Origin of the sequence: Labrys sp. KB_33_2 (assembly GCF_052114505.1) — a bacterium.
Classification (GTDB): domain Bacteria; phylum Pseudomonadota; class Alphaproteobacteria; order Rhizobiales; family Labraceae; genus Labrys.
The window spans coordinates 151474-173579 of the sequence record NZ_JBFREW010000002.1; the positions used below are offsets into that span (position 1 = coordinate 151474).

Sequence of the window (22106 nt, forward strand, 5' to 3'; positions counted from 1 at the left end):
AGAAGACAGCGAAAAGGAAAGCCATCATGGCTTTGACATCAGTTCGTTTCAAGAATGAACCCTCTCTGCAGCGCATCGAGGCCGGCAACGACGTTCTGTTGCGCGGCATGTCCGGCCGTCATGTCCATCTCCTGCAGATGGCCTTGATCGATCTCGGCTTCGCCATGCCGGTCTCGACCCAGAGCCAGGATTACAGCCCCGACGGGGTCTACGGCATCGAGACGGAATCGGTGGTGAAGGCGTTCCAGCGGCGCAACCCGCCTCTCGTCGACGATGGCAAGCTGGGGCAGGCGACCATCCGCGAGATCGACAAGCAGATTGGCGGATTCAAGCACCGTGTGAAAGTGCATTTCCGTTCGCTGGCCCTGAGCGACGTGCCGTTCGAGCGCATCCTGTCGAGTGCCCAGGCCGTCTACGCCCAATATGGCATCGAGATCTTCTTCGCCTCCGGCGAGTCGCTCGGCCTGACGCAGGAGGAAGAGAACCGCTTCAACGTGGTGGGTCAGAACTGCACCTGGCAGATGGATTCGGGCGAGTTCGCAGAGCTTCACGCTCTTGGAACCCCGGTTCCCGTCAGCGACGTGAAGCTGTTCTTCGTCAACAGGTTCCAGGAGAATAACGTGCTGGGCTGCGGCGGCCATGCCATCGGCAAGCCAGCCTGCGCCGTCACGCATGATTGCTCGCGTTGGGATCCGGCGCACGAGATCGGCCACGTCATGCTGACGAGTTCTTTCTCACCCGTGCATTCGGGCAGCACGCGCAACCTGATGTTCGCAACATCGAGCAACGGGCCGACGCCATTGGCACTGACCGAAAAGCAGCTAAAGCAAATCCGCAGCTCACCGGTTTGCCGCGCGGTTTGATGCATGTGAGTGGAACGAGGGTGACGGTGTGCACGGCGCCTTCAACGGCCCGCCGCTCTGGAAGCGGCACCATGACAATATCCCTCAAGGCTCCCAGGCGACGGGCGGATGGGAGGATCTGGAGCCTCTCGATCAGGAGCCGAGCCGATGAGCGAGATATTCCTCCAAGGGGGCGATGCTATCCATGACATGGGCGAAGGCGCCATGCGACCAGTCATGAGACGGTGCAGGCCGCACAAAAGGCGCTGCCGATACGGTGGCGGGGTCGGTCCCGTGCCGACATGCCTGCAGTTGACCAACCGTGGCAAACCGGAAGCCTCGCATTTTGAGGGTGTGGATGATGTCTGGCACGGCCTCGATGGTGCTGGCATGGATATCATGCATCAAGATGACAGCACCTGCCGGTGCACCGGCGCCGATCAGCTTGGTCAGGGGCGCTTCGTCGTCCAGCCAATCGAAGGAGTCGAAGTTCCAGAAGACTATTTGGCGCCATAGGCCAGCGCCACGCAATGCGGTCTCGATACGAGCATCGATCTTACCCCAAGGTGGGCGCAGAACATCGGGCCTATGGCCCGTTTCCGCCATGATGGCTTCGTCCGTCATTTCCACTTCGGCGATGGCTTCGCCATCTGTCAGTTCGGTGAGCGCCCGGTGGTCGAACGTGTGGTTGCCAATCTCATGGCCTTCAAGAAACATGCGTCGTACCAGGCCGGGCGAGTAAGCCAGTCGTTTGCCGACCACGAAGAATGTCGCGTGCACCTTCTCACGTGCCAGAATATCGAGAAGGTGAGGTGTCAACGTCGCGTCCGGCCCGTCATCGAAGGTTAGCGCCACGCAAGGTATCAGGGCCTGTGTTTCATGCCTCTGATGACCGGCAAAGGCGGGGCGGCTCGGCAATATCCATGACAAGGCCGCGAGGAAAGTCAGCATGCCTATGCATATCCGGTGCGGGCTTTTGCCATGCCTTTGCTTCGAACTGCCCTTCCAGATACGTGACACTGCCTTGAACCTCACCAATACCAAGTCTCGACCATTCCGACACATACAAGACTTGAACAACTTCACGATTTTCGACACCCAATCAAAGATCTGGCGAAAATCGTGGGACGGAACCAAGAGGCATTTTCATTGCCTCTTGGCATAAGACCTCGCGGATCGATCAAAAGGCCTTTCGAGGGAAAAAGCCACAGCCATGATTCCGTTTGTCATGGCACGGCCACAAAACATGCGCGGTCTGCAGGGTGCAGGAACCGGCCCCAGGCGTGGCAATCACGGATACGGCCATCGCGCCGTCGGCCCGATAAGAATGGCCCGGCACTATCCCCGCTTTCCGAAGGCCGATCTTGCCGACTATCGGCGAGGCTGCCGGGCATGTGGGACCTGAAGAGGAAGCCGTCAATCCTCAAAGCCAATTCGCATTTTTGCACCGCGAGACCACATCTAGGGTCCCAAAATCCGTTGCAGCTCTACCGACATTTCAGTGGAGGTCTGGCGCAGGGCGGCGACGAATTTTTCAGCCTGGACGGCGCGCTTGCTGCGTATCGGACGCCAGACTGACAGGCTGTAGGGTACCGAAACCGTCAGGCGGCGGAACATCACGTCACGACCCGTGTAGCTGGCAGCCGTCAAGGGATTGATGACAGAAACTCCGACTCCCGCCGCTACCATTGCGCAAACACTGGCGGCCGTGGTCGTCTCCGCGGCATAGTTGCGGGCTACGCCACCAGCGAGGAAGACATGGTCAAGCTTGTGGCGATAGGGATCGTTCTGACCGAAATAGATAAAGGGCTGCCCGGAGAAATCCGTCGGCGAAAGCGCCTCATGCATTGCCAGTGCATGATTGTTCGGCAGAACGCAGACCATATCCCCTACCGGGATGGTCTCGGTCGTCGCCCCTTCGGGGCCAAATAGATTTTCGGCCAGGCCAAGATCGAAAACCTGTGTTGTCATCTCGTGGCGCAGCGAATGTTCCTCATGCGAATGGATCGAGAAATGGACAGGGGGACGGGTTTTCACAAGGAGCCGGATTGCGCGGGGAATGATGGATTCCGCATAGGCTGGAATGCTGGCGATGCGGAAATTCGCCGCGTTGCGGGTTCGGATCGCGGAAGCGGCACGGTTGATTTCGTCAAGCCCGATAAAGGAACGCAAGACGACTTCATGCAGCAGGATTGCCTGTTCGGTCGGTGTCAGCCTTTTGCCGAAACGCTGAAACAGGTCGAAGCCGATACGTTGCTCCATTTCACGGATTTCACGGCTGAGGGTCGGTTGTGAGCTACCCAGCCGCGCCGCGGCAGCGGTAACGCTCTTATTGACCATGACCGCATTGAAGATATCGATCTGGCGCAGGCTCAAATTCATGTTCCACCCCATTGTCCCCGACCGATATCTATATATCGAGAATGAATAAGGGGTGCGAATGAAGCATTTCACAATCCGGTGGCGATTTGTAATGGCTTCGCGACACGAACAGAGTGCTGCGCGCCATCATGACCGATATTATTGAGATCGCTCCTCCTGCCACCACCGACAGGCCACCGCGTTGGCTCGCCCGGCGAGACGGCGCGCTGTATGGCGAAAGTGTCGCGCTGAGCGATATCGCCAGGACGGTAGGCACGCCATTTTACTGCTATTCCGCCTCGACGCTGCGACAGGCCTATGCCGAGTTGTCCGAGGCGATTGCGCCCTTGGGAGCGCGTGTCTGTTTCGCAGTCAAGGCCAACGGAAACCTGAGCGTCCTGAAGGAATTCGCCCAGCTCGGGTGCGGAATGGATATCGTTTCCGGGGGTGAGCTGACGCGGGCATTGGCTGCCGGGGTTCCTGCCTCCCGCATCATCTTCTCGGGGGTGGGCAAGACCCGTGCGGAAATCCGCCAGGCGCTGGCCGCTGGTTTGCATCAGATCAATGTCGAAAGCCCTGCCGAGCTTGAAGCCGTAGCCTCGGTCGCGCGTGAAATGGGCCTGCGTGCGCCCGTGGCGTTGCGCGTCAATCCCGACGTCGATGCCATGACCCACGCCAAGATCACGACAGCCAGAAAAGATAGCAAGTTCGGCATTGCCATCGATGACATCCCGGCCCTTTATGCCGCAGCCTCTTCCCGCGCCGAGCTGCATATGGTGGGGCTGGCCGTGCATATCGGCTCGCAGATCCTTGATCTCTCTCCCTTCCGCGACGCCTGGACTGTCATGGCTGAACTCGTGCGTGATCTGCGTTCCAGAGGCCTGTCGGTCGAGCGTTTGGATCTGGGCGGAGGGCTGGGCATCGGGGACGACGTATGCGATGGCCCCGATCTTGCTGAATATGCCGCGATCATCAAGCAGACGGTGGCTGGCCTGGGTTGCGCGCTCAATGTCGAGCCGGGCCGTTGGCTCGTTGGCAGGGCTGGGGCGCTGGTTACCGAGGTTCTCTACGTCAAGGATGGAGCGGGCGTTTCCATCGTCGTTCTGGATGCCGCGATGAATGATCTCATGCGGCCGGCATTGTACGATGCTCGCCATCCTGCACTGACGGTACACGATCCGCGGGCCGATGCGGATGCACGGCCGAGCCTTCTTGTCGGTCCAATTTGCGAAAGCTCCGATGTCTTCGGCAAATACCGGACGCTGGGGCAGATCCAGAGCGGTGACCTTGTGGTATTCGACAATGCCGGAGCCTATGGCGCTTCGATGTCTTCGACCTATAATTCACGCGATATGGTACCCGAGGTTCTGATCGACGGCGAAGTGTTCAGGCTCATCCGGCGCAGGGTCGACATTTCGGATGTCTTGGCCCATGAGCAGGCCGGGCCATGGCAGAATACCACCCAGGCAGGATAAGGTCGCCGATCGTGTCGGCGTGGTGTTTCCTGGTCGAGGGTGGTGGGGTCGTCAGCTGCCATTTCCCGCTTGTATCTTGAAGGAGGCGCGTTTGGACTTGATCGTGAAGCGCAGTGGCGAAAGCTGGCAGGCTGTCTATGCAGACCAGGTCTGGCGCGCGGCTGTCGGTCGCAGCGGCATCCGCCGAGAGAAGACCGAGGGCGACGGCGTCAGCCCGGTCGGCTGCTGGCCGATCCGCCGGGTGCTTTATCGCGCCGATAAATTCCCGGCCGCCCCGGTATCCGTTTTCGAAACGACGGCCATCGATCCGCAGGACGGCTGGTGCGACGCGCCCGATCATCCCGACTATAACCGCCCGGTCCGGCTCCCGTTCGACGCCAGCCACGAAGAGATGTGGCGCCACGACGATCTTTACGACATCGTCGTGGTTCTCGGTCAGAACGATGCGCCGATCGTTCCCGGCGAAGGCAGTGCGATCTTCCTTCATATTGCCAGCGAGGGATACGGCCCGACCGCGGGCTGCGCCTCGATGAGGCGAGAAGATCTGCTGGCATTCCTCGCAATGGCGAGACCTGGAACGCGGCTCTGTTTCCAGGCAGACAACTGACAAAGGAGCTGGCAAATCAGCGCCACATTGTCCGAGCCAAAGGCGCAAAGATCAATCAGACCTCGGTTCAGTCTGCGGTGCCCGAGTGTTCAGACAGGACAACCGAGATCTCGAAAACCAGGGCAAACATGCCGTGGACCAAGGCCATTTACGAGGCGATAACCAGCGTCACCTCGTTCGTGTCATCGAATGTCATCGCGATCACCGAGGACGCCGCCGCGCCATGATCTTCTAGCGCGGCTTGCAGGCGGGGTGTATCGGCGATGACCTTCCTCATGCGCTGCAGCTCGTTCGGGCCTGTTTGGGCAATCTGCTGATTGACCATGACCCGCTGAGGAATCGACAGCTCGTCAAGAGTGGAGACCGTCACCGTTCTGATCTCGCCGGGAGCCCGCTCGATAACGCCGTCATCGGGCGAATCCGGCGGATTGGTCGCGGGTTGGGCCAGGCTGGTGGCAATGCCGGCAGCCAGGACGATCGGTGCGAGCGTTGCGGGCAGAAGCTTGTACATGATGTCTCCTTTCCGGAAGATGGTCAGGGATCATCTTCGTCAAGTCTCGCACAAGAAGCGTTCGATCGTTTGCCCGTCAGGTGGCAATTTTGTGGATCGGAATATGTTGCGAGCGGCCCGGCATGGAGGATTCCCCACCGCACTCGAGGCGGCTTGGTTCCAGGCCACGTTCGCAACTGAACGCTGGTCGGCTCTCTAATCCCACGCGCTCTAGCCAGCCTTCTTGGCGTCCCTCAGAGCCCTTTGCAGCTTGAAGGCAAGTTCCAGCAGACGCTGCGGAATGGGTTCCCGCTCGACGCGGGCCAGAATGCGTGCCACTTCCTTGTCTGTGGATCTGGCCTTGTCACTCTTCTGATCGTTGTCCACTGAACTGCTCATCTCGCCGTTGGTCGGGGGCAACTTGCTCGAGCCGAAGAACGTCAAGGAGCGGTTTCCTCGGTCGCCTGCCAACAGACTAAGAGGTTTGTGCGGGGAAGTCACTTGCAAAGGTCCTGTCGTATTTGTCGTCCTCGCAAGTCGCGGGGACGGACTCGATATGGCCTTGCTAACCATCCTTACCGAACAATGTTCCGGACGCAGGACGCAATCCTCGCATTACCTTCGGCATAGGGATGTGCACTGATGCAACGGTGCCGGGTGTCTCATCACGGCTGCGGCCTCTCAGGCTCAAACGCGACGCGTGCCGCTCAATCGGAGGGCCCCTTAACTTTGACGCCCTGGCCGCCAATAGTAATTTCAACGGTATTCTTGTTTTGCTCATGGTAAATGTAGGCGCCAATACCGGCAGCCGCCACGATTACGACAATCAGCAAAATGAGGGTGTTGCGGCTCATGAAATCTCCCGACGCGATCGACTACGGGACATCAACGCGTCGTTGCCCTTCACGGTTCCGCTGTGTCCAAGACCGGCGGATTGGCCTGAAATTTCGGCGGAAGAAACTCGAAGATTGTGCCGTTCAATCGAGCAGTTGGTGACCGATGGCAATGAAAGCCCGATCCATGATCTCGCAAAGCCAGGGAAGCGTATCCTGATCTCCGGGCTTGCCATCCGCCAGATCGATGGCGGCAAGCAGCGTTTGTTCGACCAGCCGGTCGGCGGCAGCCTTGCCGGGAAGATATTGGCGTGCCCTGAGCCTGAGTTCGGGAAGGAAACCGGCCACGTCATTGGTCGGATCCCCGGCGAGGCCCTTGATTTCATCCTGCGTCCTGCGGCGCGCCGCAAACAGGGTTTCAAGCAAAGCGTGACGGTCGCCCGACTTGCGAACATTGTCGACATGTTTGAGATGCAAGGGGATGACGTCTTCGTCATAGCTGCTGAAGAAGACGAACGGGATCCCCAGTGCGAGCAGGCGGTCCGCGATCGGGAAGACCATCTTGCCATTGATGTTGACGTCCAGGATGGCCGCATTCGCCGAACTTACATGGCATTGCGCCGCCTCGATCGTTGATGCCGGCCCGAGGATCACAGCCCCTTTCTGCTCGAAATAGTCGGCCAGATCGCCCGCGAGAAAGATCTCGTCTTCGACGATGAGGAGACGTAGGCCGTGGAGTTGCTGCATGGGTCGTCACTTGTTTTGAGTCAATCCGGCCGAATGCGGCTGCCGCACCTTCTGCCCTGGTGGAGTTCGCGTGAAAACGCCGTGGCCTTTTCTTTCGAGGCCGGCGCTTAACGATTTCCACCAGTGCTTGCCTGTAACCACCCAAACTTGTGCATGTTCCATGGAGCGTTTGGAACAGTCTAAGGATCCGCCAGGAATGGCGCCGCGCCAGACCTTTACTGCCCAGACCTTTACTGCCTGGTCAGGCGGGCCATTGTTTCCAGCAATAGCTGATGCTGAACCGGTTTGCCCAGAACCGGCGCGTCGGGAACTTTCTGCCGGAAGGCTTCTGGAAGCATCTTGCCCGTGCAGAATGCGATGGGAATGCCACGGGCCGCGAGCAAGTCGACGATGGGTTCGCTCGTATCCCTTCCGAGGCTTATATCCAGAACGGCGGCCGTGATGGATTGCTGATCGGTGATCTCCAGCGCGGAGGCCAAAGTCAGGCAGGGACCCGCGATCCGGGCGCCGGCGGATGCCAGCGTATCCTCGATATCGAGCGCGATGATGATTTCATCGTCGGCAACCAGGATCGTATTGCCTGCTAGGATGCCGCCGGAGGACAGCTGGTCCTTTATCATAGAGTACTCCTTCCGCAGGGCCAGCATGGATTCGGCCAGATTCCGGCGCACCGATAAATGAGGCACCTCGGAAAATGACGCTGGCAGGGAACGTCGATGCCGCCTGGGCCAAACGTATCTGATCAGGCTTAGAGAATTACCGCCCGGTTCGCCATCCATACCGGGCAGAATAATGATCCGATCTGTAGACGGAATCCCATCCCCCGCTTTCGCCCCGATCGATGCTGACGCGTAAAGCCTTGATGCGGGACATGTCGGTCGTTCTCCCAATCTCTCCCGAACCGACGATGGCGATTGCCGCTTTCAGCATCACTCGGCTTTGCCGCTCGGGCTGTCGAATTGGCTGCGCTGACGGGCCGGTTCGGATTCGGTTGCCAGGGCCTCGCCATCTTCGGGACCTTCCGGAAATTCCACGGATATGTTGACGTTTCGGCGGTCTTTGAGATCCAGCGAGGCAGCAGTGACTGCGGTTTCGAAAGCCGCTTCCGGAAGTTCGTATCCGCCGCCGCGCTGGCCATCGTGCTCGATGACCCAGCCTTCGGCGGTGCCAATGATGCGATAGGATGCGTGCGACATCGTCGGTCTCCTTTGTCGGATCGGTTGCAAAACGGGTGAGCCGCGGGCGTCGGCCGCTCAGCCTCGACGACTTCAGGCAAACCCGAGGGTCCGCTTCAATGCCTGCTTGCCTACCGAACGACACGCGCGGAAGAGGGTTCCCCCGGCTGCGAGCCATTTTTGCCGGCCTCGGGGCAGACTTTGGGGGGAACCTTCCCGTGCGCGATTGGTTGTCGCCAGCAACAACGGTTGCCGAGGGGATCGACGGGTTCGGGAATGAACGATCAAGCGGGCTGGCAATTTCTCAATCACGGCGGCGACATGCTGCCTTCCGTCCGCGTCGATGGCTACAATATCGGCCTGCGCGACAAGGAGGGCTTTGTCGGCGACAAGGCCAATACGGGAGCCTTTCTCGGAAAGCTTGAGGAGTTGCGCCTGCTCTACCGCAAGACGGGCAATGATCCCCTGGGTGAGGAAGCCACCGAGGAAATCAAGCGCAGGCAAATCGACGACATGCTGATCGGCGACGATTTGAACAGCGCCGCACTCGTGCACGGTGCGTTGGAGGAATTTGCCCGCTCGCTGTCGAGCGTGATCCGGCGCTTCCTGCGAACCGCCTCCTGGCGACGCACCGAACGCATCGTCATCGGCGGAGGCTTTCGGGAAAGCCGTGTGGGAAGACTGGCGATTGCAAGAACCCAGGCCCTGCTCAGCGCCGACGAGGGCTCGGTAGAGGTGGTGCCAATCACCAATCATCCGGATGAAGCGGGGTTGATCGGCAGCCTGCATCTGCTGCCGCCCTATGTGCTGGCCAATCACGACGGCATGCTGGCGGTGGACATTGGCGGGCGCAACATCCGGGCCGGCATCGTGTTGAGCCAGGTCGACAAGCAAGCCGATCTTGGCCGGGCAAAAGTTGAAAAGCTCCTGATCTGGCGCCATGCCGATGACGAGCCGGCGCGAACGGCGGCAATTGGTCGGCTTGGGGAGATGCTGCAGGATCTGCGTTCGCGGGCGGAGAAGAACAAGATCAGCCTTACCCCGGTGATCGGTGTCGGTTGTCCGGGCGCCATCAAATCCGACGGATCCATCGCACGCGGGGGCCAGAATCTGCCGGGCTCCAATTGGGAAAGCGACAATTTCAACCTGCCGGCAGCCTTGCTCAAATTCGTGCCCAAGATCGGGGGGCAGCAAAGCCACGTCGTTCTTCACAACGACGCCGTGGTCCAGGGCCTGTCGGAGGTGCCTCGCATGGGCGACGTCAAGCGCTGGGGCATATTGACGATCGGCACGGGGCTGGGCAATGCGCGCTTCACCAACAAGAAGAAGGAGGGCAAAGCCTCCATCCGCTGACGCCGCCGCGAACACAGCATCCTCATGAGGTTGGAACCGAATTGTCTCCGGGCCGTTGGAAAACCATATATCAACGGAGTGGAGCACGATGCCCGAGAAAAAGGCGATGGAGCCCCTGGGACGCCCCAACGACAAGGGGCGGAACGAAGAGGCGGAAAAGCTCAAGCACGGCGAAACACCGAAAGACCAGACCGGTGCGCCCAAAGGCAAGAACCGCAGCAATGCCGGTGAGAACACCTCCTGAAAAGGCATGAATCCGGCTAGGTTGCTGCTGGCTGCGACACTTTTTACCATGAAGCAGATCCTGCCTTTGTCAGGCGGTCGAAGACTTGGCTGGCCGGGTTTTGGAGTGTATTTATCCGAAGGGCGCCGCTATTGTGATAGTGGTATTCTACCGTGCTTCGAGGCAGGGTGGTGCATCTCATATGCCGATCGATCTCGGAGCGGGTATCGAGCAATAGTGCCGGGTCTTTGAGATAAGTAGGGCTGGGTCGGCGTTGAAAACCAAGAAGGAGGAGCTGAGTGGAAAACCGACGCTCGCTTTTGGGGCGGCGGATTCGCACGAACAAGTGCCGCTCGTGCATCGGATGCGCCAGCAAAGTTCGCTTTTCCACTTCACCGATCGGCTCTATCGCGCACGCAATCTCGATCAGATCTATAGCGCGGCCCTGGATGCCATCGATGACATGCTGGGCTGCACGCGTGCATCGATCTTGCGGTTCGATGGCGGGGGCGTCCTGCGTTTTGCGGCCTGGCGGTGGCTTTCGGAAGAATATAGGGCCGGTGTCGAGGGACATTCGCCATGGGAGCCTGGCGACGAGGAGCCGGCGCCCGTCTATATAGACGACATCGCTCAGGCCGATCTACCGCCCGACCTTGCGGCGCTGACCCGGCGTGAGGGCATTGGTGCGTTGGCCTTCATTCCGGTCATGGTCAGCCAGGGCATGGCCGGCAAATTCACCCTCTATTATGAGGCACCCCATCTTTTCGCGGATGAAGAGCGCGAACTGGCGCTGATCATTGCCCGTCAACTGGGTTTTGCGATAGAGCGTCACCACGGCGATCAGACCGCCCGCCGCTTGGCCGCGCTCGTGGAATCTTCGGACGACGCGATCATATCCAAGAATCTCGAGGGGATCATCACCAGCTGGAATGCCGGGGCCGAGCATCTGTTCGGCTATGGCGTTTCCGAGGCGATCGGCCGATCGGTGATGATGCTGATTCCTCCCGACCGGCATAATGAGGAGCCCGCCATACTGGCGCGCATCCGGGCAGGGGAGCGGATCGACCATTATGAGACCATCCGCCAGCGCAAGGACGGCAGCCTGGTCGATATCTCGCTGAGCGTGTCTCCGATCAAGGATGCCGATGGCATCATCATCGGTGCATCCAAGATCGCGCGCGATATCACCGAACGACGCCGGGCCCAGGAGCAGCAACAACTTCTCCTGCATGAGATGGATCACCGGGTCAAAAACCTGTTCGCCCTTGCAACCAGCATCGTCAATCTGAGCGTGGCCTCCGCCGAAACCCCGGCGATGCTCGCCTCGATCGTCGCCGATCGCTTGGGCGCGCTGTCGAGGGCGCATGCCCTGACCCTGGCTTCCGGAACCGTCGACAACGGCTTCAGGAAAACGGCGACCCTGCACGCGCTGATCGAGGCCATTCTGGCTCCCTATGTGGAAGGAGCGCAAGGTGAGCGCAAGCGGTTCACAGTTGAGGGGGTCGATTTCGAACTTGCGGAAAGCGCGGTTACGCCGGTTGCGCTTCTTCTGCATGAATTTGCTACGAATGCTGCCAAATATGGCAGCTTTTCTACATCGGCAGGCCGGGTGGAGATCGAATGCGGGCGCCGTGACGGCGATGCCATCATCGTGTGGCGCGAGCTCGGCGGCCCGAAGGTACAGCCGTCGGGCGCGGAAGGTTTCGGTAGCCGTCTCGTGCGACTGGCCGCCAGCCAGTTCGGCGGATTTTCGCGCCAATGGCATTCTGAAGGGCTGGTCATCGAATTGACGATGGATCTGAGCCGCGTCGGCGCGTGATCCTGGCCGACGTCCCGGGGCGACGTCCTTGGGAACCTAAAGCCTTCTGTTTGGTTTTTGTTGTGCATTCGAAACATGAGGGATGCGCAATGGGAAGACTAGTCGGGGCCCTTGCCGGCCTTCTGCTTCTTGCTGGGGTGGCCAGCGCTCAGACCACCAGCACCGCTCTACCTCCACAGGGCAGCCTCAAGCTGTCGCAGATCATCGCGAAGGTCGAAGCCCGCGAGGGCTTTGCCTATATCTCGGAGGTGGAATGGAGCCAAAGCGGCTATTATGAGGTCACTTACATGACCACCGACAAGGCCAAGGTCGAATTGCATCTCGATCCCATGTCCGGCTCTACACGTTAGGACCGATACGCTCATTTGACGCGGCAATTGTATCGATGGAGCCGCAGGGCTGGCTCCTCCCGGGCGGAGGATCATCGTCGTACCGACATGGGCTATCGCCCAATCTTCCCATCCAGGCCGATCGCATGGCGGGATCGGCCTTACCAGGAAGGAGTTTGGCGCGATGGAAGAGCGGACCATTGAAGGCGAGGGGGTGAAGATCCAGACGCAGGCTTTCGGCAATCTCGACGATCCGCCTATCCTTCTGATCATGGGCGCATTCGCCTCGATGGCCTGGTGGCCCGATGACTTCGCGGAATTGCTTGCCGCGGGTGGCCGTTATGTCATCCGCTATGACAACAGGGACACCGGCCTGTCGACGGCCTATGTGCCGGGAACAGCCAAGTACACACTCGAGGACATGGCGAAGGATGCCATGGCTGTGCTCAGTGGCTACAATCTGCAGGCAGGTCATCTGGTCGGCATGTCGATGGGTGGGGTCATTGCCCAGTTGGCCGCACTCATCAGGCCGCATCGGGTCAAGACGTTGACCATCGTCAGCTCCACGCCGCTCGGCGTCGAGTGGTTGCCGCCGCCCGACGACGACTACAGGAGGCACATGGCCACGCTCGACCATCTGGATTGGAATGATCGGGATCAGGTGGCGGATTTTCTGGCCCGCGACGCCGAGGCGGTCGCAAGCAAACGCCACCCGCATGATGCCAGCGCAGCCCGGCGTCTGATCGAAAGGGATCTGGCTCGTTCGCCATCCTTTTCGAGCCTGCAGAACCATTTGGCGGCGGCGGCCCCGTCGCCCGTCCGAGCCAAAGCCGCTGATATCCAGATTCCCACCCTGGTCGTGCATGGCATGGCGGATCCGGTGTTTCCGATCGCCCATGCCCATGCCATGGTGGCGGCCATCAAGGGAGCGCGCCTCGTCTCCATCGAGGGCGGCGGCCACGAACTGCATGCCGAGGACTGGCCGCAGATCGCACGGGAAATCCTGCTCCACACTTCCGTCATTCACGTTGGAAGATTGTGAGAACCGGGCCTTGTCCTCGATCCTTGTCTCGGTGGAGGAGTGTCTTCTGACTGTTCCTCGCCCAGCCGTCGCCGGGCATGCCACAAAGGCAGCACATACCACAGCCCCAGCAGCAGTGCGGCCGAGAGGCCGGCGAGCAGATTTGCAAGCCCATCTCTTTGGGCGATCTTCTGCACGACCACGTGGACGTCCGCACAGAGGCCGAGAGCCAGAAAGACGGTTGCAGCCAGGACGAGCCGACTCGCAACCTCATAAAACTCTTCGGTATCACGGCCGCGGTAGCCCAGCCGGTGGTAGGAGGCCGGGGCCATCAGCAGAATGGTGGACAACGCCACCAGCCCGAGCGCCAAGCCGTGCACGAGCTTAGCAGACGGGGGCAGGCGTTCGAAGCCCTCGGTCAGGATGATGGCCAGTTGAAAGCCCAGAAGGGCCTGTGCACCGGGCAGAACCACGCGCGCCTCGGTCAGGACGTGTTCGACCTTGGTGCCAATGGAGGTTTCCTGGGCGATCGGCATAGGTTGTTCCCGCTGTTGCCGGCATTGAAAGAGCGGCAGGCCGTACCAGGTGCCCAATGCGAGGACGGACCCGGCCAATGCTGCGGCCACGCCGGTGGCGAAGCCGGCGACACGGATCCCGGCTATGTAAAGAGCGAACCCCAGCGCCAGTGCGAATGGCAGCAAGGTTGCAACCATCGCCCATTTGACCGTTTCTTCAACCCCAGGAGCGGCGTGCCCCTTGTGGACGATGCGATGGTGCGCGCTGGGGAAGACCAGAAAGCCCAGAACCAGCACCATGAGGCCGAGCACGATGATCTCGATGGCCTTTTCGGCGGGCGTGAGATGTTCGAAGGCGTCCTGGAAAGGAGCCTGCAATTGAAAACCCAGCAGGATTTGTGCCCCGAGCATCAAGGTGCGGGATTCATCGAGAGCTGCCTTGACCCTGCCCATCTTCACCTCGTGGCCCGAACGGGCACGCTCAACCGGCGGCGATCGCCAGGGTCAGCAGGCAAAAGGCCAGTACGGCGGCTCCAGGCTTCCAATCAAGGCCAGGGATCGCCGCGCCAACCACGGCGGCAACGATCGATAGAGCGACCTCCAGGCAAGCCAGAAGCCATAAATGGGCCACCCCTCCGACAGCGAGTGCCACGAGGTGGGAGAGCAGGAGAAAGACCACGATCAGTGTGAGCCGCACGAAGCCTTGATAGGCGTGACGATGCTCGGCGAAGTCGAAGGATTTTCTATGCGGTTGCATCATTCGTACCTCCCTCATCGACGAATGAAATCTGGGCCTTACCCGCTCCTCAGGCTGCGGGCCGGACCTCGACTGCAACCGGGGAGGCCGGCCGCGAGTCTGTTTCCTAAGCCGGATGCGGCAGGTTTGTTCCATTGACTGCGCGTTTGGAGGCTGTCTCACGCTAGGACAGCGGGGCGTGCCTGAGGTGACTTCATCGTGCCTGTACCCTTTTTGCGAGGATGGCGTGGACCTTGCGTAGATCCTCGATGAAGGCAGAACGGGCGCGCGCAGCCATATCGGAGTCCGGGATGCGCAGCAGATAGCTGGGATGGACAGTCACGAGAATCTGGAGCCCGTCCGGCCCGGGCAGGACCTGGCCGCGCTGTTTCATCACACCGACGCCACGGCCGAGCAGGGCCTGGACAGCCGTCGCACCGAGAGCCACCACCAATTCGGGCTTGATGATCTTCAACTCCCTGTCCAGCCACCATTTGCAGGCCTGCACCTCGCCGGCATTGGGCCTTTCATGAATCCGGCGCTTGCCCCGGCGTTCGAATTTGAAATGCTTGACGGCGTTGGTGAGGTAGCACGCGTCGCGATCGAGTTCTGCATCCTGGAGGCATCTGTCGAGCAACCGGCCGGCCGGCCCGACAAAAGGGCGCCCCTGCCGGTCCTCCTGATCGCCCGGCTGCTCGCCGACCAGAACCAGGCGGGTATCTTCCCGACCTTCTCCCATCACCACCTGGGTGGCATGCTTGTAAAGATCGCAGCGCTCGCAAACAGCAACCAATCGTCTGACCTCGGCGAGCGTGATGATCTCGTCCTGATCTGGGTCCAGGGTCTCTGCGCCGGTTGGAGGTCGCATGGCGGTACCCGTTCGAGCTTGCCGTAGCGTCATCGATCCAGATCACCTGATCGGTGCGGGGGACGACCTTTGTCCGGTGCGCGCTTGACTCCGCCGCCAGGCTTGCTGTGGGCACGTCGTTCTTCCGGATCGGTCGGTGGTTTCACCTTGTCGAACCGATATTCCTCTCGCTCGGTGGTGTAGGGCTGGTCGCGGTCCCTGTCCGAAGGCTTCGGCTTGCGGGTCATGATGTCTTCCCTCACGCTGCGGGCATGCCGTATCAGGCATGCCCCGCTTCGTGGCGCTTGCGCGTGGCGGCTGCTTTCTTGGCGGATGCGGAGCGTGCCGCCGCTGGCCGCGAGGCGGAAGCCTCGCCTCCGAGCTTGCCGCCCTTATGGGAAGCCGGATGGATCGTGGCTTTGCCACGCCCCGACCCGCCCGGTTTCTTGCCGCCACCATCGTCCTTGTTGACGGTGGCCCAGGCGCGCCTTTCGGCCTCCTTCTCGGATACGCCGCGAGCCTCGTAACCCTCGGCGATATGGTCGGCCTTGCGTTCCTGCTTGTCGGTATATTTCGACTTGTCTCCACGGGGCATGATGGGCCTCCTTTGTGCTGGTCCTCCAAACCAATACGGCCGTGCCAGGTTCCCGAATGGCCTCGACATGGCGAAAATCGTCGAGGAAATCGAGGAGGGCCCGCATGTCCGGACGCGAGCGATCCGATCAGACGGTCTGCTCTTTTGTGGCCAGAAGATGCAGCGCCGCTTCCGCGCGGCGGCGATAGCTGCTCGAACGGGCCTTCATGAACGCTGCGCGCAGCTTGCCGGTTTTGAAGGAGTCGAGGATGAGGGCCGGGACATAGCTCTTGCGGGCGACCGCCGGTGTGTTGACGAGATGATATGATACCTGGCGTATGACGGCGGCAATCTGCCGTTTGCGGCCTGTTATGTTAAGAGCCGGCGTCAGGGCGGCGAGTTCCTGGACGGCCCATTTGCTGGCGCCCAGCAGGCGCAGATCCTTGGCCGTGACGTCGATGCCGGAAATGTCGCGCAGATAGGCGTTGATGTCGCCTGCTTCGATGGGGTGGAGGGCGCCGTCCGCACTTACGAACTGGAACAGCCTCGGCCCCGACAAGGCGCGCAGGCGGCCGAGGGCGCGGGCGAGGGCGGCATCGTCCGTCATGCAGCGTATGGGCTTGCCGCCCTTGCCGCGAAACCGCAGTTCGACCCGGCCCGCCTTGATAGTGAGATGCCGTTTGAGCAGGGTGGCGGCGCCATGGCTGCCATTGTCCCGCGCATAGGCGGTGCCACCGACCCGTATATGCGTGCTGTCGATCAGGGCGACGGCGCAGGCGATGGCCTTGTTCCGATCCAGCTTCGGAGAGGCGAGGTCGCGGCGGACAGCGGCCCGGATCCTGGGAAGCGTGCGCAACAGCTTTACCATGTTCAAGGCCTTGCGGTTTTCCCGCCGGCGTTCCCACTCGGGATGATAGCGATATTGCAGCCGTCCCGCTTCATCCCGACCGACCGCCTGGATATGCGCCCGTTCGTCGGACGCGATGCGGACCTGAGAATAGGCCGGTGGAATGGCCAGGGCGCGAAACCGCGCCAGGGCCGCCTTGTCGGCGATCCGATGGCCCTGAGCATCGAGATATGAAAACCCCCGCCCGCAGCGGCGCCGGCAAAGGTCGAGTTGATTGGGCGATACGATCCTCAATCTTGGCATCGCTCCCTCCTAGAGCAACGTGCGATTTCTCCGAACCGCACTTTTACTCTAACTCTTTGTTTCGACGCGTCTTTGCGATTCCAGGTGACCCGGTCAAATCGCAAAACGCTTTAGCAGCGGATCAACGGCGCAAAAAGGGACTGGTTCCAAACGCAGCGAACACATCAGGCTATCCGCCCAGGGAACCCCTATGGTTGTCGAGGGTTAGGGAGAGTGTACCGAGCCATGTGTGGCGTAGTCCACGAGACGGTTGCCGCAAGGATGGCTGTGCTCAAAGGAGCGATACCATGAGATCCAAACAAGGCGGAACCGGCATGGCGCCCTATGCGGCCGAGTCTCGGCACGAAATCCGCACGCTTGGTCGCGATGGACAACGAAATGCTGAAGGGCAGCTGATGCCATCCGGCGCGGCGTTACCCCCGCACTCGTCAGGCAGGCTGCAGAGAGATCGGCTCCCAAACCAGGGAGCGTGGAAGAAGGCGGCACGAAACGCAAGCGGGCACCGCCGTCGTCCCAGTCTCGATAGAATCACAATCGACCTAACAGGAGCAGCAAGAGCAGAATGACGACGACAAGGCCGAGGCCGCCACTCGGCCAATATCCCCAGCCGGTCGAATAAGGCCATCTTGGCAGGGCGCCAAGCAGTGCAAGTATAAGAATAACGAGGAGAATTGTGTAAATCATGCTAATCTCCTTTCAATCGGTGGGTAGAAACTCACATGATTGGGAAATTGTTCCGTGTATGTATGATAATTACTGACAGATTTCTGAAGGCATATTCAGGTATCTGGAGAATTCCTTGTGAAGATTGGCTGAAATCGACATTCCGCGGCACGCTCGCCCTGTTGCAGATGCCGATATCGGACCAGTCAGCAATCTTTCTGGTTGGGGAGGATACGATGTCCCGCCTTCGTCTACTGGTATCTCTTGCGGGTGGATTCGCCATCGTCAGGCTGCTCGACGAAAATCGGCGTCTACGGGTGGAACTCGACGCCCGTATGGCCCGGGAAGCAATCTTGGACGAGAAGTCCAAGCGCGGATTGGGCGGGGAGCGCCATGCCGGGACTGAGGCGATGCGCTATCCTCCTGGGCAGTGGGATGAAGTGGATGAGGCGGCGGACGCATCCTTTCCCGCCAGCGATCCCCCCGCTTTCAATAGCCGCCGCACGACATGAATGGGCTTCAGAACATTTCGGCTCCTGGCGAGTTTGGTAGCGGTCTCGAAACAGGAGGACGACATGGATTGGAATCGCGTGGAAGGAAACTGGAAGCAGCTCAAGGGTCAGGTGAAGGAGCAATGGGGCAAGCTCACCGACGACGACCTGGATGTCATTGCGGGTCAGCGTGAGCAGCTCGAGGGCAAGCTCCAGGAGCGCTATGGTCTTACCAAGGACAAGGTCCGCTCGGAGATCGATTCCTGGTACGCCAGCCGGAACTGGCAATAAAACAAGCGCCTCGGATCACCGTTCGCGTGGTCCGGGGCGCGCTTGATTTCGGGGGAATCGCGGCCACTGCGGCGCGTAGCGCCTCAATCGGCACAATAGGTCTAACTCTTTGCTTGAATCGTAAAACGTTGGACCCGCTCTATCAAGGTCTGGGCATCATGTGGTGCCTGCAGCTTGTCGGTATTGTCGAAGAAGACGAAAACGTCGCGCCGTCGCGATATGTCCTCGGGCTGTCCCACCAGCCGGCTTTCGACCGGTGTCCTGCCCAGGGCCCACGCCTTTACCCGTCTTGCCCAGAGATCGATCGCCTCAGCATCGTAAGCGCTGCGATAGAGTTCCTTTGATCCATGCAGCCGGCAATAGATGAATTTCGACGTGACATCCATGACAAGCGGCCAGTCGACACTGTCAGCGCAGACGAGGGCCACCTCGTGCTCGCGCAGCAGTGTGATGAAATCGCTGACGAGGAAGCTTTCGTGTCGGATTTCGAGAGCATGTCGTATCGGCTGCTCTTTCGGCGTCTTCAGCCACGGTTCGGTGCGGAGTTTGTCGTCATGCTTCCTGGCGGCATGCACGGCGGCGGCGGTATCGCGAGGCAGTTGCTTCAGGAAATCCGCGAGTAGATCCGCATCGAACCGGAAACTGGGCGGCAGCTGCCACAGGATCGGGCCCAGCTTGTGCTCCAGGCGTAATACGCCGGAAGCGAAGAAATTGGCGAGCGGCGCCGAAATCTCGCGCAGCCGCTTGACGTGGGTGATGAAGCGCGGGGCCTTGACGGCGAAGACGAAATCATCGGGGGTCTGCTCGAACCATCGCGCGAAGGTCGTCGGCGTCTGCAGACGATAGAAAGTGCTGTTGACCTCTATCGTCTTGAAAACACTGCTGGCATAGGCGAGTTCGCTCCTGTGCGGCAGTCCTTCGGGATAGAATTTGCCGCGCCAGGGCGGGTAGTTCCAACCCGATATGCCGATGCGGACATCTGCACGGCGCATGCCGATCTCCCCCACGCGGTCCAAACCCATTTTTGATCAAACCGGCACCGGCACATGCTGTTCCAAGTGCGCTATCCAAAGGAACGAGCGGCAGCAATCGGGACGACGCGGGTATCGAAGATGAAGGACGGCGGGCTGCGGCGACTCGAATGAAGGTGTTGAGGTTTATCGCTTAGGGGCGGAACAACCTTCGCGCTCCCTGCGTTGAATTAGCACACCACACCATCTCAGCCGCCAAAGGAAGGGGATTTTCCTTGCCGGATAATCATGTGACCGAGAACACTGAGCGGACCGACATCGTAAAGCTGATCCCTGCCTTGCGCGCTTTTGCACGCACCTTCTGTCAGGAACCCACCGATGCCGACGACCTGGTTCAGGAAACGCTTCTCAAGGCTCTCGCCAATATCGATCAATTCGAACCGGGAACCCGGTTGAAGTCCTGGCTCTTCACGATCATGCGCAACAGCTATTGCACAAAGGCCAAGAAGAGGAGCCGTGAGGTGCTGCGCGGCGACGACACGCTGTTCGATAGTGCGGTGCCGTCGGGCGAACAGGAATGGAACGTCAGGATGGGTGAAGTCGGCCGAGCGTTCCAGAACCTGCCCGACAAATACAAGGAGATCATCGCCCTCATCGTGATCCTGGGCGAATCTTATGAGAACGCGGCGCAGATCTGCGGCTGTGCCGTGGGCACGGTCAAAAGCAGGCTCAACCGGGCGAGGGCCCGCCTGACCTTTGAAATGGGCGAGGAGGATTATAGGCAAGCGAGCTAGTCACGCACGCTCGGCCTGCCGCAATATCCGCGTTCCTGGTAGAAGTCGGAGCGCCTCGCCAGCCAACCGTTACAAGCTTGTAGCGGCACCGTGTTGGCAGGCCTCCTGTCGGGCGACTCCCGGGGAGCGGGCAGGGTAGCCGTCATGCATGCCTTCTCAAGGCATCACGGGAATTTCAAGGCATCACGGGAATTTCGGCTTCCTTGCAGGCTTCGAGGAAGGCGGTTCGCGCATCGTCGGGCCCCCCGATCCCGGCCAGAACATCCAGACAAGTCCGCTGCGCTTCGATGAATTTCGGCCCGATATCAGCAGACCATTCGTTCTGCAAATAATAGGATGCCTCTTCGGTGGAAGTCAGAATCCTGACGTTTCCGCTGTCGGCTCCGAGCTGGACCGGGCGGCTCCAGGGTTGGGTGTCCATATCACATCTCCTGATTAACAACCCGGGTAGGGTCGGATGGTTCCGGGCGGAGCGCGCCATGACCGGTTGGCGCAGGCAGGCAGTCTCCGCCCTTGAGGAACGTATCGGCAGGAAAAGGGTTTGGGGGCGACAAGCAGATCGAGAGAAGGAGGCTGACATGACCCCTACGATCGAAAAGGACAATGTCCAGCCGGCCCCGCGCGATGGGCGGGATACGCAAAACATTACAGCCGATACCGTTCGGCAGGGGCCAGCGGGCTGGCGGGTCCTTTATGTGCTGGTGGTGGGAACGGTTGGCGCTGCCCTGGCCTGCCTCGTTGCTTATCTGGCCTGGGCATATCTCCGATAGGATTGGGCCCTTTCGTTCCGACGCCATCGGACGGCAAGGCCGACAGCGACGGAGCGCAGGAACAATCGCACCGACGCTCGGTTTGAGGAATAGTCGCGGGTGTCGTCGCCAGAGCTCTCGCGGCGGTCATCGTCGAGCCTGGAGGTAGATCTATGGCGCCACGAGCGAACTGGAAGGGATTCCTGAAAATTGCGGAGGTTGCTTGTCCGGTTGCGCTCTACACGGCCGCATCGGCTTCCGATCGCATGGTATTTCACACGCTCAACCGTGCAAACGGCCATCGCGTCCATCGTGTCTTCATCGATGGCGAGACTGGCAAGACCGTGCCTCGGGAAGAGCAGGTCAAAGGCTATGAGACAACACCAGGCGACTATGTCGTACTAGAGCCGGAGGAAGTCGCATCCGCCGTGCCGGAAAGCGACAAGACTCTGGCCGTCGACGCCTTCGTGCCATGCAGGGAGATCGACGATGTCTATTTCGACAACCCCTATTATCTCGCGCCGGCCAATGGGGAGGCCGAGGAAGTCTATGCGGTGATCCGCGATGGCATGAGCGCCGGCGAGGTCGCGGCGCTGGCCCGAACCGTACTGTTCCGGCGGGTCCGGACGGTGCTGATTCGGGCGCATGGGCCGGGGCTGATCGCGACCACGCTCAATTTCGACTATGAGGTGCGCCCGGCCGAGGAGGTCTTCGATGACGTTCCGGACCTCACCATCGAAGGCGAGATGCTGGATCTGGCCAAGCACATCATCCAAACCAAGTCCGGCGCATTCGATCCATCGCAATTCGAGGACCGCTATGAACAGGCCCTCGCCGATCTGGTCAAGGCCAAGATCGCAGGAAAGCCGGTTCCGGTCCGCAAGGAGCCTGCCCGCGAAAAGGTGGTTGATCTGATGGCGGTCTTGCGCGAAAGCGCGGGGGTGACTGGCATCAAACCGGCGCGGCGATCCTCGGCGCCCCCCAAGGCCGCTCGCAAGACGACCACGCGCAAGACGACTGCGCATAAGACTCGGCGCAAGGCGGGCTGAG

The 22106-nt window shown here is 60.5% G+C and carries 30 protein-coding genes; 13 read left to right on the forward strand and 17 right to left on the reverse strand.

Going from position 1 to position 22106, the window contains the following annotated elements:
- The first annotated feature begins 26 nt into the window (after nt 1-26).
- Nucleotides 27-863, forward strand: coding sequence for a peptidoglycan-binding domain-containing protein (locus tag AB4037_RS04000; RefSeq protein ID WP_434960599.1), 837 nt, complete (start codon nt 27-29; stop codon nt 861-863).
- Nucleotides 864-995: 132 nt separating this feature from the next.
- On the opposite strand, the gene AB4037_RS04005 is transcribed toward AB4037_RS04000, so the two are convergent.
- Both AB4037_RS04005 and AB4037_RS04010 read right to left on the reverse strand, forming a co-directional pair.
- Nucleotides 996-1979, reverse strand: a complete 984-nt coding sequence (locus tag AB4037_RS04005) for a polysaccharide deacetylase family protein (RefSeq protein ID WP_441770611.1) — start codon at nt 1977-1979, stop codon at nt 996-998.
- Nucleotides 1980-2303: 324 nt separating this feature from the next.
- The gene (locus AB4037_RS04010; protein ID WP_441770612.1) at nt 2304-3224 is read right to left on the reverse strand and encodes a LysR family transcriptional regulator; all 921 of its coding nucleotides are present in this window, start codon (nt 3222-3224) and stop codon (nt 2304-2306) included.
- Between the two features lie 128 nt (nt 3225-3352).
- On the opposite strand from AB4037_RS04010, the gene lysA reads away from it, so the two are divergent.
- Together lysA and AB4037_RS04020 are read left to right on the forward strand one after the other, a co-directional pair.
- Nucleotides 3353-4678 (forward strand): diaminopimelate decarboxylase, encoded by a 1326-nt coding sequence (lysA, locus tag AB4037_RS04015; protein ID WP_441770613.1) that lies wholly within the window; start codon nt 3353-3355, stop codon nt 4676-4678.
- 91 nt (nt 4679-4769) lie between these two features.
- Nucleotides 4770-5285, forward strand: coding sequence for a L,D-transpeptidase family protein (locus AB4037_RS04020; RefSeq protein ID WP_441770614.1), 516 nt, complete (start codon nt 4770-4772; stop codon nt 5283-5285).
- A 148-nt stretch (nt 5286-5433) separates the two neighbouring features.
- Here the strand turns inward: AB4037_RS04020 and AB4037_RS04025 are convergent, their stop codons facing one another.
- The 6 genes from AB4037_RS04025 to AB4037_RS04050 all read right to left on the reverse strand — a co-directional run bounded on the left by AB4037_RS04025 (nt 5434) and on the right by AB4037_RS04050 (nt 8551).
- Nucleotides 5434-5796 (reverse strand): hypothetical protein, encoded by a 363-nt coding sequence (locus AB4037_RS04025; protein ID WP_441770615.1) that lies wholly within the window; start codon nt 5794-5796, stop codon nt 5434-5436.
- A gap of 210 nt (nt 5797-6006) precedes the next feature.
- Nucleotides 6007-6219, reverse strand: coding sequence for a hypothetical protein (locus AB4037_RS04030; RefSeq protein WP_434960605.1), 213 nt, complete (start codon nt 6217-6219; stop codon nt 6007-6009).
- Between the two features lie 263 nt (nt 6220-6482).
- Nucleotides 6483-6629 carry a hypothetical protein gene (locus tag AB4037_RS04035; protein ID WP_434960606.1) on the reverse strand — a complete coding sequence of 49 codons (147 nt, stop codon included), beginning with the start codon at nt 6627-6629 and terminating at the stop codon, nt 6483-6485.
- 123 nt (nt 6630-6752) lie between these two features.
- On the reverse strand, nt 6753-7355 hold the full coding sequence (locus AB4037_RS04040; RefSeq protein ID WP_434960607.1) for a response regulator: 603 nt from the start codon (nt 7353-7355) through the stop codon (nt 6753-6755).
- Between the two features lie 230 nt (nt 7356-7585).
- The gene (locus AB4037_RS04045; protein WP_441770616.1) at nt 7586-8002 is read right to left on the reverse strand and encodes a response regulator; all 417 of its coding nucleotides are present in this window, start codon (nt 8000-8002) and stop codon (nt 7586-7588) included.
- A gap of 282 nt (nt 8003-8284) precedes the next feature.
- Nucleotides 8285-8551: a hypothetical protein gene (locus AB4037_RS04050; protein ID WP_434960609.1), complete on the reverse strand. Its 267-nt coding sequence runs from the start codon at nt 8549-8551 to the stop codon at nt 8285-8287.
- Between the two features lie 255 nt (nt 8552-8806).
- Here AB4037_RS04050 and AB4037_RS04055 point away from each other — a divergent pair, with 255 nt between their 5' ends.
- The 5 genes from AB4037_RS04055 (at nt 8807) to AB4037_RS04075 (ending at nt 13296) form a co-directional block, all read left to right on the forward strand.
- Nucleotides 8807-9883 carry an ROK family protein gene (locus AB4037_RS04055; protein WP_441770617.1) on the forward strand — a complete coding sequence of 359 codons (1077 nt, stop codon included), beginning with the start codon at nt 8807-8809 and terminating at the stop codon, nt 9881-9883.
- A gap of 88 nt (nt 9884-9971) precedes the next feature.
- On the forward strand, nt 9972-10127 hold the full coding sequence (locus AB4037_RS04060; RefSeq protein WP_434960611.1) for a hypothetical protein: 156 nt from the start codon (nt 9972-9974) through the stop codon (nt 10125-10127).
- 343 nt (nt 10128-10470) lie between these two features.
- Nucleotides 10471-11925, forward strand: a complete 1455-nt coding sequence (locus AB4037_RS04065) for a PAS domain S-box protein (RefSeq protein WP_434960612.1) — start codon at nt 10471-10473, stop codon at nt 11923-11925.
- 89 nt (nt 11926-12014) lie between these two features.
- Nucleotides 12015-12275, forward strand: coding sequence for a PepSY domain-containing protein (locus AB4037_RS04070; protein WP_434960613.1), 261 nt, complete (start codon nt 12015-12017; stop codon nt 12273-12275).
- Between the two features lie 163 nt (nt 12276-12438).
- On the forward strand, nt 12439-13296 hold the full coding sequence (locus AB4037_RS04075; protein ID WP_441770618.1) for an alpha/beta fold hydrolase: 858 nt from the start codon (nt 12439-12441) through the stop codon (nt 13294-13296).
- Here AB4037_RS04075 and AB4037_RS04080 read toward each other — a convergent pair.
- The 7 genes from AB4037_RS04080 to AB4037_RS04110 all read right to left on the reverse strand — a co-directional run bounded on the left by AB4037_RS04080 (nt 13278) and on the right by AB4037_RS04110 (nt 17781).
- On the reverse strand, nt 13278-14243 hold the full coding sequence (locus tag AB4037_RS04080) for a DUF6328 family protein (protein ID WP_441770619.1): 966 nt from the start codon (nt 14241-14243) through the stop codon (nt 13278-13280). The two genes, AB4037_RS04075 and AB4037_RS04080, sit on opposite strands and share 19 nt — an antisense overlap.
- A 28-nt stretch (nt 14244-14271) precedes the next feature.
- Nucleotides 14272-14550 (reverse strand): aa3-type cytochrome c oxidase subunit IV, encoded by a 279-nt coding sequence (locus tag AB4037_RS04085; RefSeq protein WP_441770620.1) that lies wholly within the window; start codon nt 14548-14550, stop codon nt 14272-14274.
- A gap of 190 nt (nt 14551-14740) precedes the next feature.
- Nucleotides 14741-15394: a UdgX family uracil-DNA binding protein gene (locus tag AB4037_RS04090; RefSeq protein WP_441770621.1), complete on the reverse strand. Its 654-nt coding sequence runs from the start codon at nt 15392-15394 to the stop codon at nt 14741-14743.
- Between the two features lie 29 nt (nt 15395-15423).
- Nucleotides 15424-15621, reverse strand: a complete 198-nt coding sequence (locus AB4037_RS04095; protein ID WP_434960618.1) for a hypothetical protein — start codon at nt 15619-15621, stop codon at nt 15424-15426.
- Nucleotides 15622-15653: 32 nt separating this feature from the next.
- Nucleotides 15654-15968 carry a plasmid stabilization protein gene (locus AB4037_RS04100; RefSeq protein ID WP_441770622.1) on the reverse strand — a complete coding sequence of 105 codons (315 nt, stop codon included), beginning with the start codon at nt 15966-15968 and terminating at the stop codon, nt 15654-15656.
- A gap of 127 nt (nt 15969-16095) precedes the next feature.
- Nucleotides 16096-17097 carry a DNA topoisomerase IB gene (locus AB4037_RS04105; protein ID WP_441770623.1) on the reverse strand — a complete coding sequence of 334 codons (1002 nt, stop codon included), beginning with the start codon at nt 17095-17097 and terminating at the stop codon, nt 16096-16098.
- Nucleotides 17098-17625: 528 nt separating this feature from the next.
- Nucleotides 17626-17781: a DUF3309 family protein gene (locus AB4037_RS04110; protein WP_434960621.1), complete on the reverse strand. Its 156-nt coding sequence runs from the start codon at nt 17779-17781 to the stop codon at nt 17626-17628.
- A gap of 35 nt (nt 17782-17816) precedes the next feature.
- On the opposite strand from AB4037_RS04110, the gene AB4037_RS04115 reads away from it, so the two are divergent.
- Together AB4037_RS04115 and AB4037_RS04120 are read left to right on the forward strand one after the other, a co-directional pair.
- The gene (locus AB4037_RS04115; RefSeq protein ID WP_434960622.1) at nt 17817-18272 is read left to right on the forward strand and encodes a hypothetical protein; all 456 of its coding nucleotides are present in this window, start codon (nt 17817-17819) and stop codon (nt 18270-18272) included.
- A gap of 63 nt (nt 18273-18335) precedes the next feature.
- Entirely contained in the window at nt 18336-18542 is a 207-nt protein-coding gene (locus AB4037_RS04120; protein WP_434960623.1) for a CsbD family protein, read from the forward strand.
- Nucleotides 18543-18643: 101 nt separating this feature from the next.
- Here AB4037_RS04120 and AB4037_RS04125 read toward each other — a convergent pair whose 3' ends face one another.
- Entirely contained in the window at nt 18644-19534 is an 891-nt protein-coding gene (locus AB4037_RS04125; RefSeq protein ID WP_441770624.1) for a DUF72 domain-containing protein, read from the reverse strand.
- A gap of 269 nt (nt 19535-19803) precedes the next feature.
- Here AB4037_RS04125 and AB4037_RS04130 point away from each other — a divergent pair, with 269 nt between their 5' ends.
- Nucleotides 19804-20307 carry a sigma-70 family RNA polymerase sigma factor gene (locus tag AB4037_RS04130; RefSeq protein ID WP_434960625.1) on the forward strand — a complete coding sequence of 168 codons (504 nt, stop codon included), beginning with the start codon at nt 19804-19806 and terminating at the stop codon, nt 20305-20307.
- A 175-nt stretch (nt 20308-20482) separates the two neighbouring features.
- Here the strand turns inward: AB4037_RS04130 and AB4037_RS04135 are convergent, their stop codons facing one another.
- Nucleotides 20483-20728 (reverse strand): DUF982 domain-containing protein, encoded by a 246-nt coding sequence (locus tag AB4037_RS04135; RefSeq protein WP_441770625.1) that lies wholly within the window; start codon nt 20726-20728, stop codon nt 20483-20485.
- Nucleotides 20729-20885: 157 nt separating this feature from the next.
- Here AB4037_RS04135 and AB4037_RS04140 point away from each other — a divergent pair, with 157 nt between their 5' ends.
- Both AB4037_RS04140 and ku read left to right on the forward strand, forming a co-directional pair.
- The gene (locus tag AB4037_RS04140) at nt 20886-21077 is read left to right on the forward strand and encodes a hypothetical protein (RefSeq protein ID WP_434960627.1); all 192 of its coding nucleotides are present in this window, start codon (nt 20886-20888) and stop codon (nt 21075-21077) included.
- 152 nt (nt 21078-21229) lie between these two features.
- Nucleotides 21230-22105: a non-homologous end joining protein Ku gene (ku, locus tag AB4037_RS04145; protein ID WP_441770626.1), complete on the forward strand. Its 876-nt coding sequence runs from the start codon at nt 21230-21232 to the stop codon at nt 22103-22105.
- The last annotated feature ends 1 nt before the right edge of the window (nt 22106 follow it).

Excerpts from the sequence above, each read along its gene's own strand:
- AB4037_RS04085 (WP_441770620.1), bottom strand. The coding sequence starts at position 14,550 with ATGATGCAACCGCATAGAAAATCCTTCGACTTCGCCGAGCATCGTCAC.
- AB4037_RS04080 (WP_441770619.1), bottom strand. The coding sequence starts at position 14,243 with ATGGGCAGGGTCAAGGCAGCTCTCGATGAATCCCGCACCTTGATGCTC.
- AB4037_RS04025 (WP_441770615.1), bottom strand. The coding sequence starts at position 5,796 with ATGTACAAGCTTCTGCCCGCAACGCTCGCACCGATCGTCCTGGCTGCC.
- AB4037_RS04135 (WP_441770625.1), bottom strand. The coding sequence starts at position 20,728 with ATGGACACCCAACCCTGGAGCCGCCCGGTCCAGCTCGGAGCCGACAGC.
- AB4037_RS04100 (WP_441770622.1), bottom strand. The coding sequence starts at position 15,968 with ATGCCCCGTGGAGACAAGTCGAAATATACCGACAAGCAGGAACGCAAG.
- AB4037_RS04115 (WP_434960622.1), top strand. The coding sequence starts at position 17,817 with ATGATTGGGAAATTGTTCCGTGTATGTATGATAATTACTGACAGATTT.
- AB4037_RS04000 (WP_434960599.1), top strand. The coding sequence starts at position 27 with ATGGCTTTGACATCAGTTCGTTTCAAGAATGAACCCTCTCTGCAGCGC.
- AB4037_RS04090 (WP_441770621.1), bottom strand. The coding sequence starts at position 15,394 with ATGCGACCTCCAACCGGCGCAGAGACCCTGGACCCAGATCAGGACGAG.
- AB4037_RS04065 (WP_434960612.1), top strand. The coding sequence starts at position 10,471 with ATGCGCCAGCAAAGTTCGCTTTTCCACTTCACCGATCGGCTCTATCGC.
- AB4037_RS04110 (WP_434960621.1), bottom strand. The coding sequence starts at position 17,781 with ATGATTTACACAATTCTCCTCGTTATTCTTATACTTGCACTGCTTGGC.
- AB4037_RS04055 (WP_441770617.1), top strand. The coding sequence starts at position 8,807 with ATGAACGATCAAGCGGGCTGGCAATTTCTCAATCACGGCGGCGACATG.
- AB4037_RS04105 (WP_441770623.1), bottom strand. The coding sequence starts at position 17,097 with ATGCCAAGATTGAGGATCGTATCGCCCAATCAACTCGACCTTTGCCGG.
- AB4037_RS04010 (WP_441770612.1), bottom strand. The coding sequence starts at position 3,224 with ATGAATTTGAGCCTGCGCCAGATCGATATCTTCAATGCGGTCATGGTC.
- AB4037_RS04075 (WP_441770618.1), top strand. The coding sequence starts at position 12,439 with ATGGAAGAGCGGACCATTGAAGGCGAGGGGGTGAAGATCCAGACGCAG.
- AB4037_RS04060 (WP_434960611.1), top strand. The coding sequence starts at position 9,972 with ATGCCCGAGAAAAAGGCGATGGAGCCCCTGGGACGCCCCAACGACAAG.
- AB4037_RS04045 (WP_441770616.1), bottom strand. The coding sequence starts at position 8,002 with ATGCTGGCCCTGCGGAAGGAGTACTCTATGATAAAGGACCAGCTGTCC.
- AB4037_RS04125 (WP_441770624.1), bottom strand. The coding sequence starts at position 19,534 with ATGCGCCGTGCAGATGTCCGCATCGGCATATCGGGTTGGAACTACCCG.
- AB4037_RS04140 (WP_434960627.1), top strand. The coding sequence starts at position 20,886 with ATGACCCCTACGATCGAAAAGGACAATGTCCAGCCGGCCCCGCGCGAT.
- AB4037_RS04120 (WP_434960623.1), top strand. The coding sequence starts at position 18,336 with ATGGATTGGAATCGCGTGGAAGGAAACTGGAAGCAGCTCAAGGGTCAG.
- AB4037_RS04050 (WP_434960609.1), bottom strand. The coding sequence starts at position 8,551 with ATGTCGCACGCATCCTATCGCATCATTGGCACCGCCGAAGGCTGGGTC.
- AB4037_RS04070 (WP_434960613.1), top strand. The coding sequence starts at position 12,015 with ATGGGAAGACTAGTCGGGGCCCTTGCCGGCCTTCTGCTTCTTGCTGGG.
- lysA (WP_441770613.1), top strand. The coding sequence starts at position 3,353 with ATGACCGATATTATTGAGATCGCTCCTCCTGCCACCACCGACAGGCCA.
- ku (WP_441770626.1), top strand. The coding sequence starts at position 21,230 with ATGGCGCCACGAGCGAACTGGAAGGGATTCCTGAAAATTGCGGAGGTT.
- AB4037_RS04035 (WP_434960606.1), bottom strand. The coding sequence starts at position 6,629 with ATGAGCCGCAACACCCTCATTTTGCTGATTGTCGTAATCGTGGCGGCT.
- AB4037_RS04040 (WP_434960607.1), bottom strand. The coding sequence starts at position 7,355 with ATGCAGCAACTCCACGGCCTACGTCTCCTCATCGTCGAAGACGAGATC.
- AB4037_RS04095 (WP_434960618.1), bottom strand. The coding sequence starts at position 15,621 with ATGACCCGCAAGCCGAAGCCTTCGGACAGGGACCGCGACCAGCCCTAC.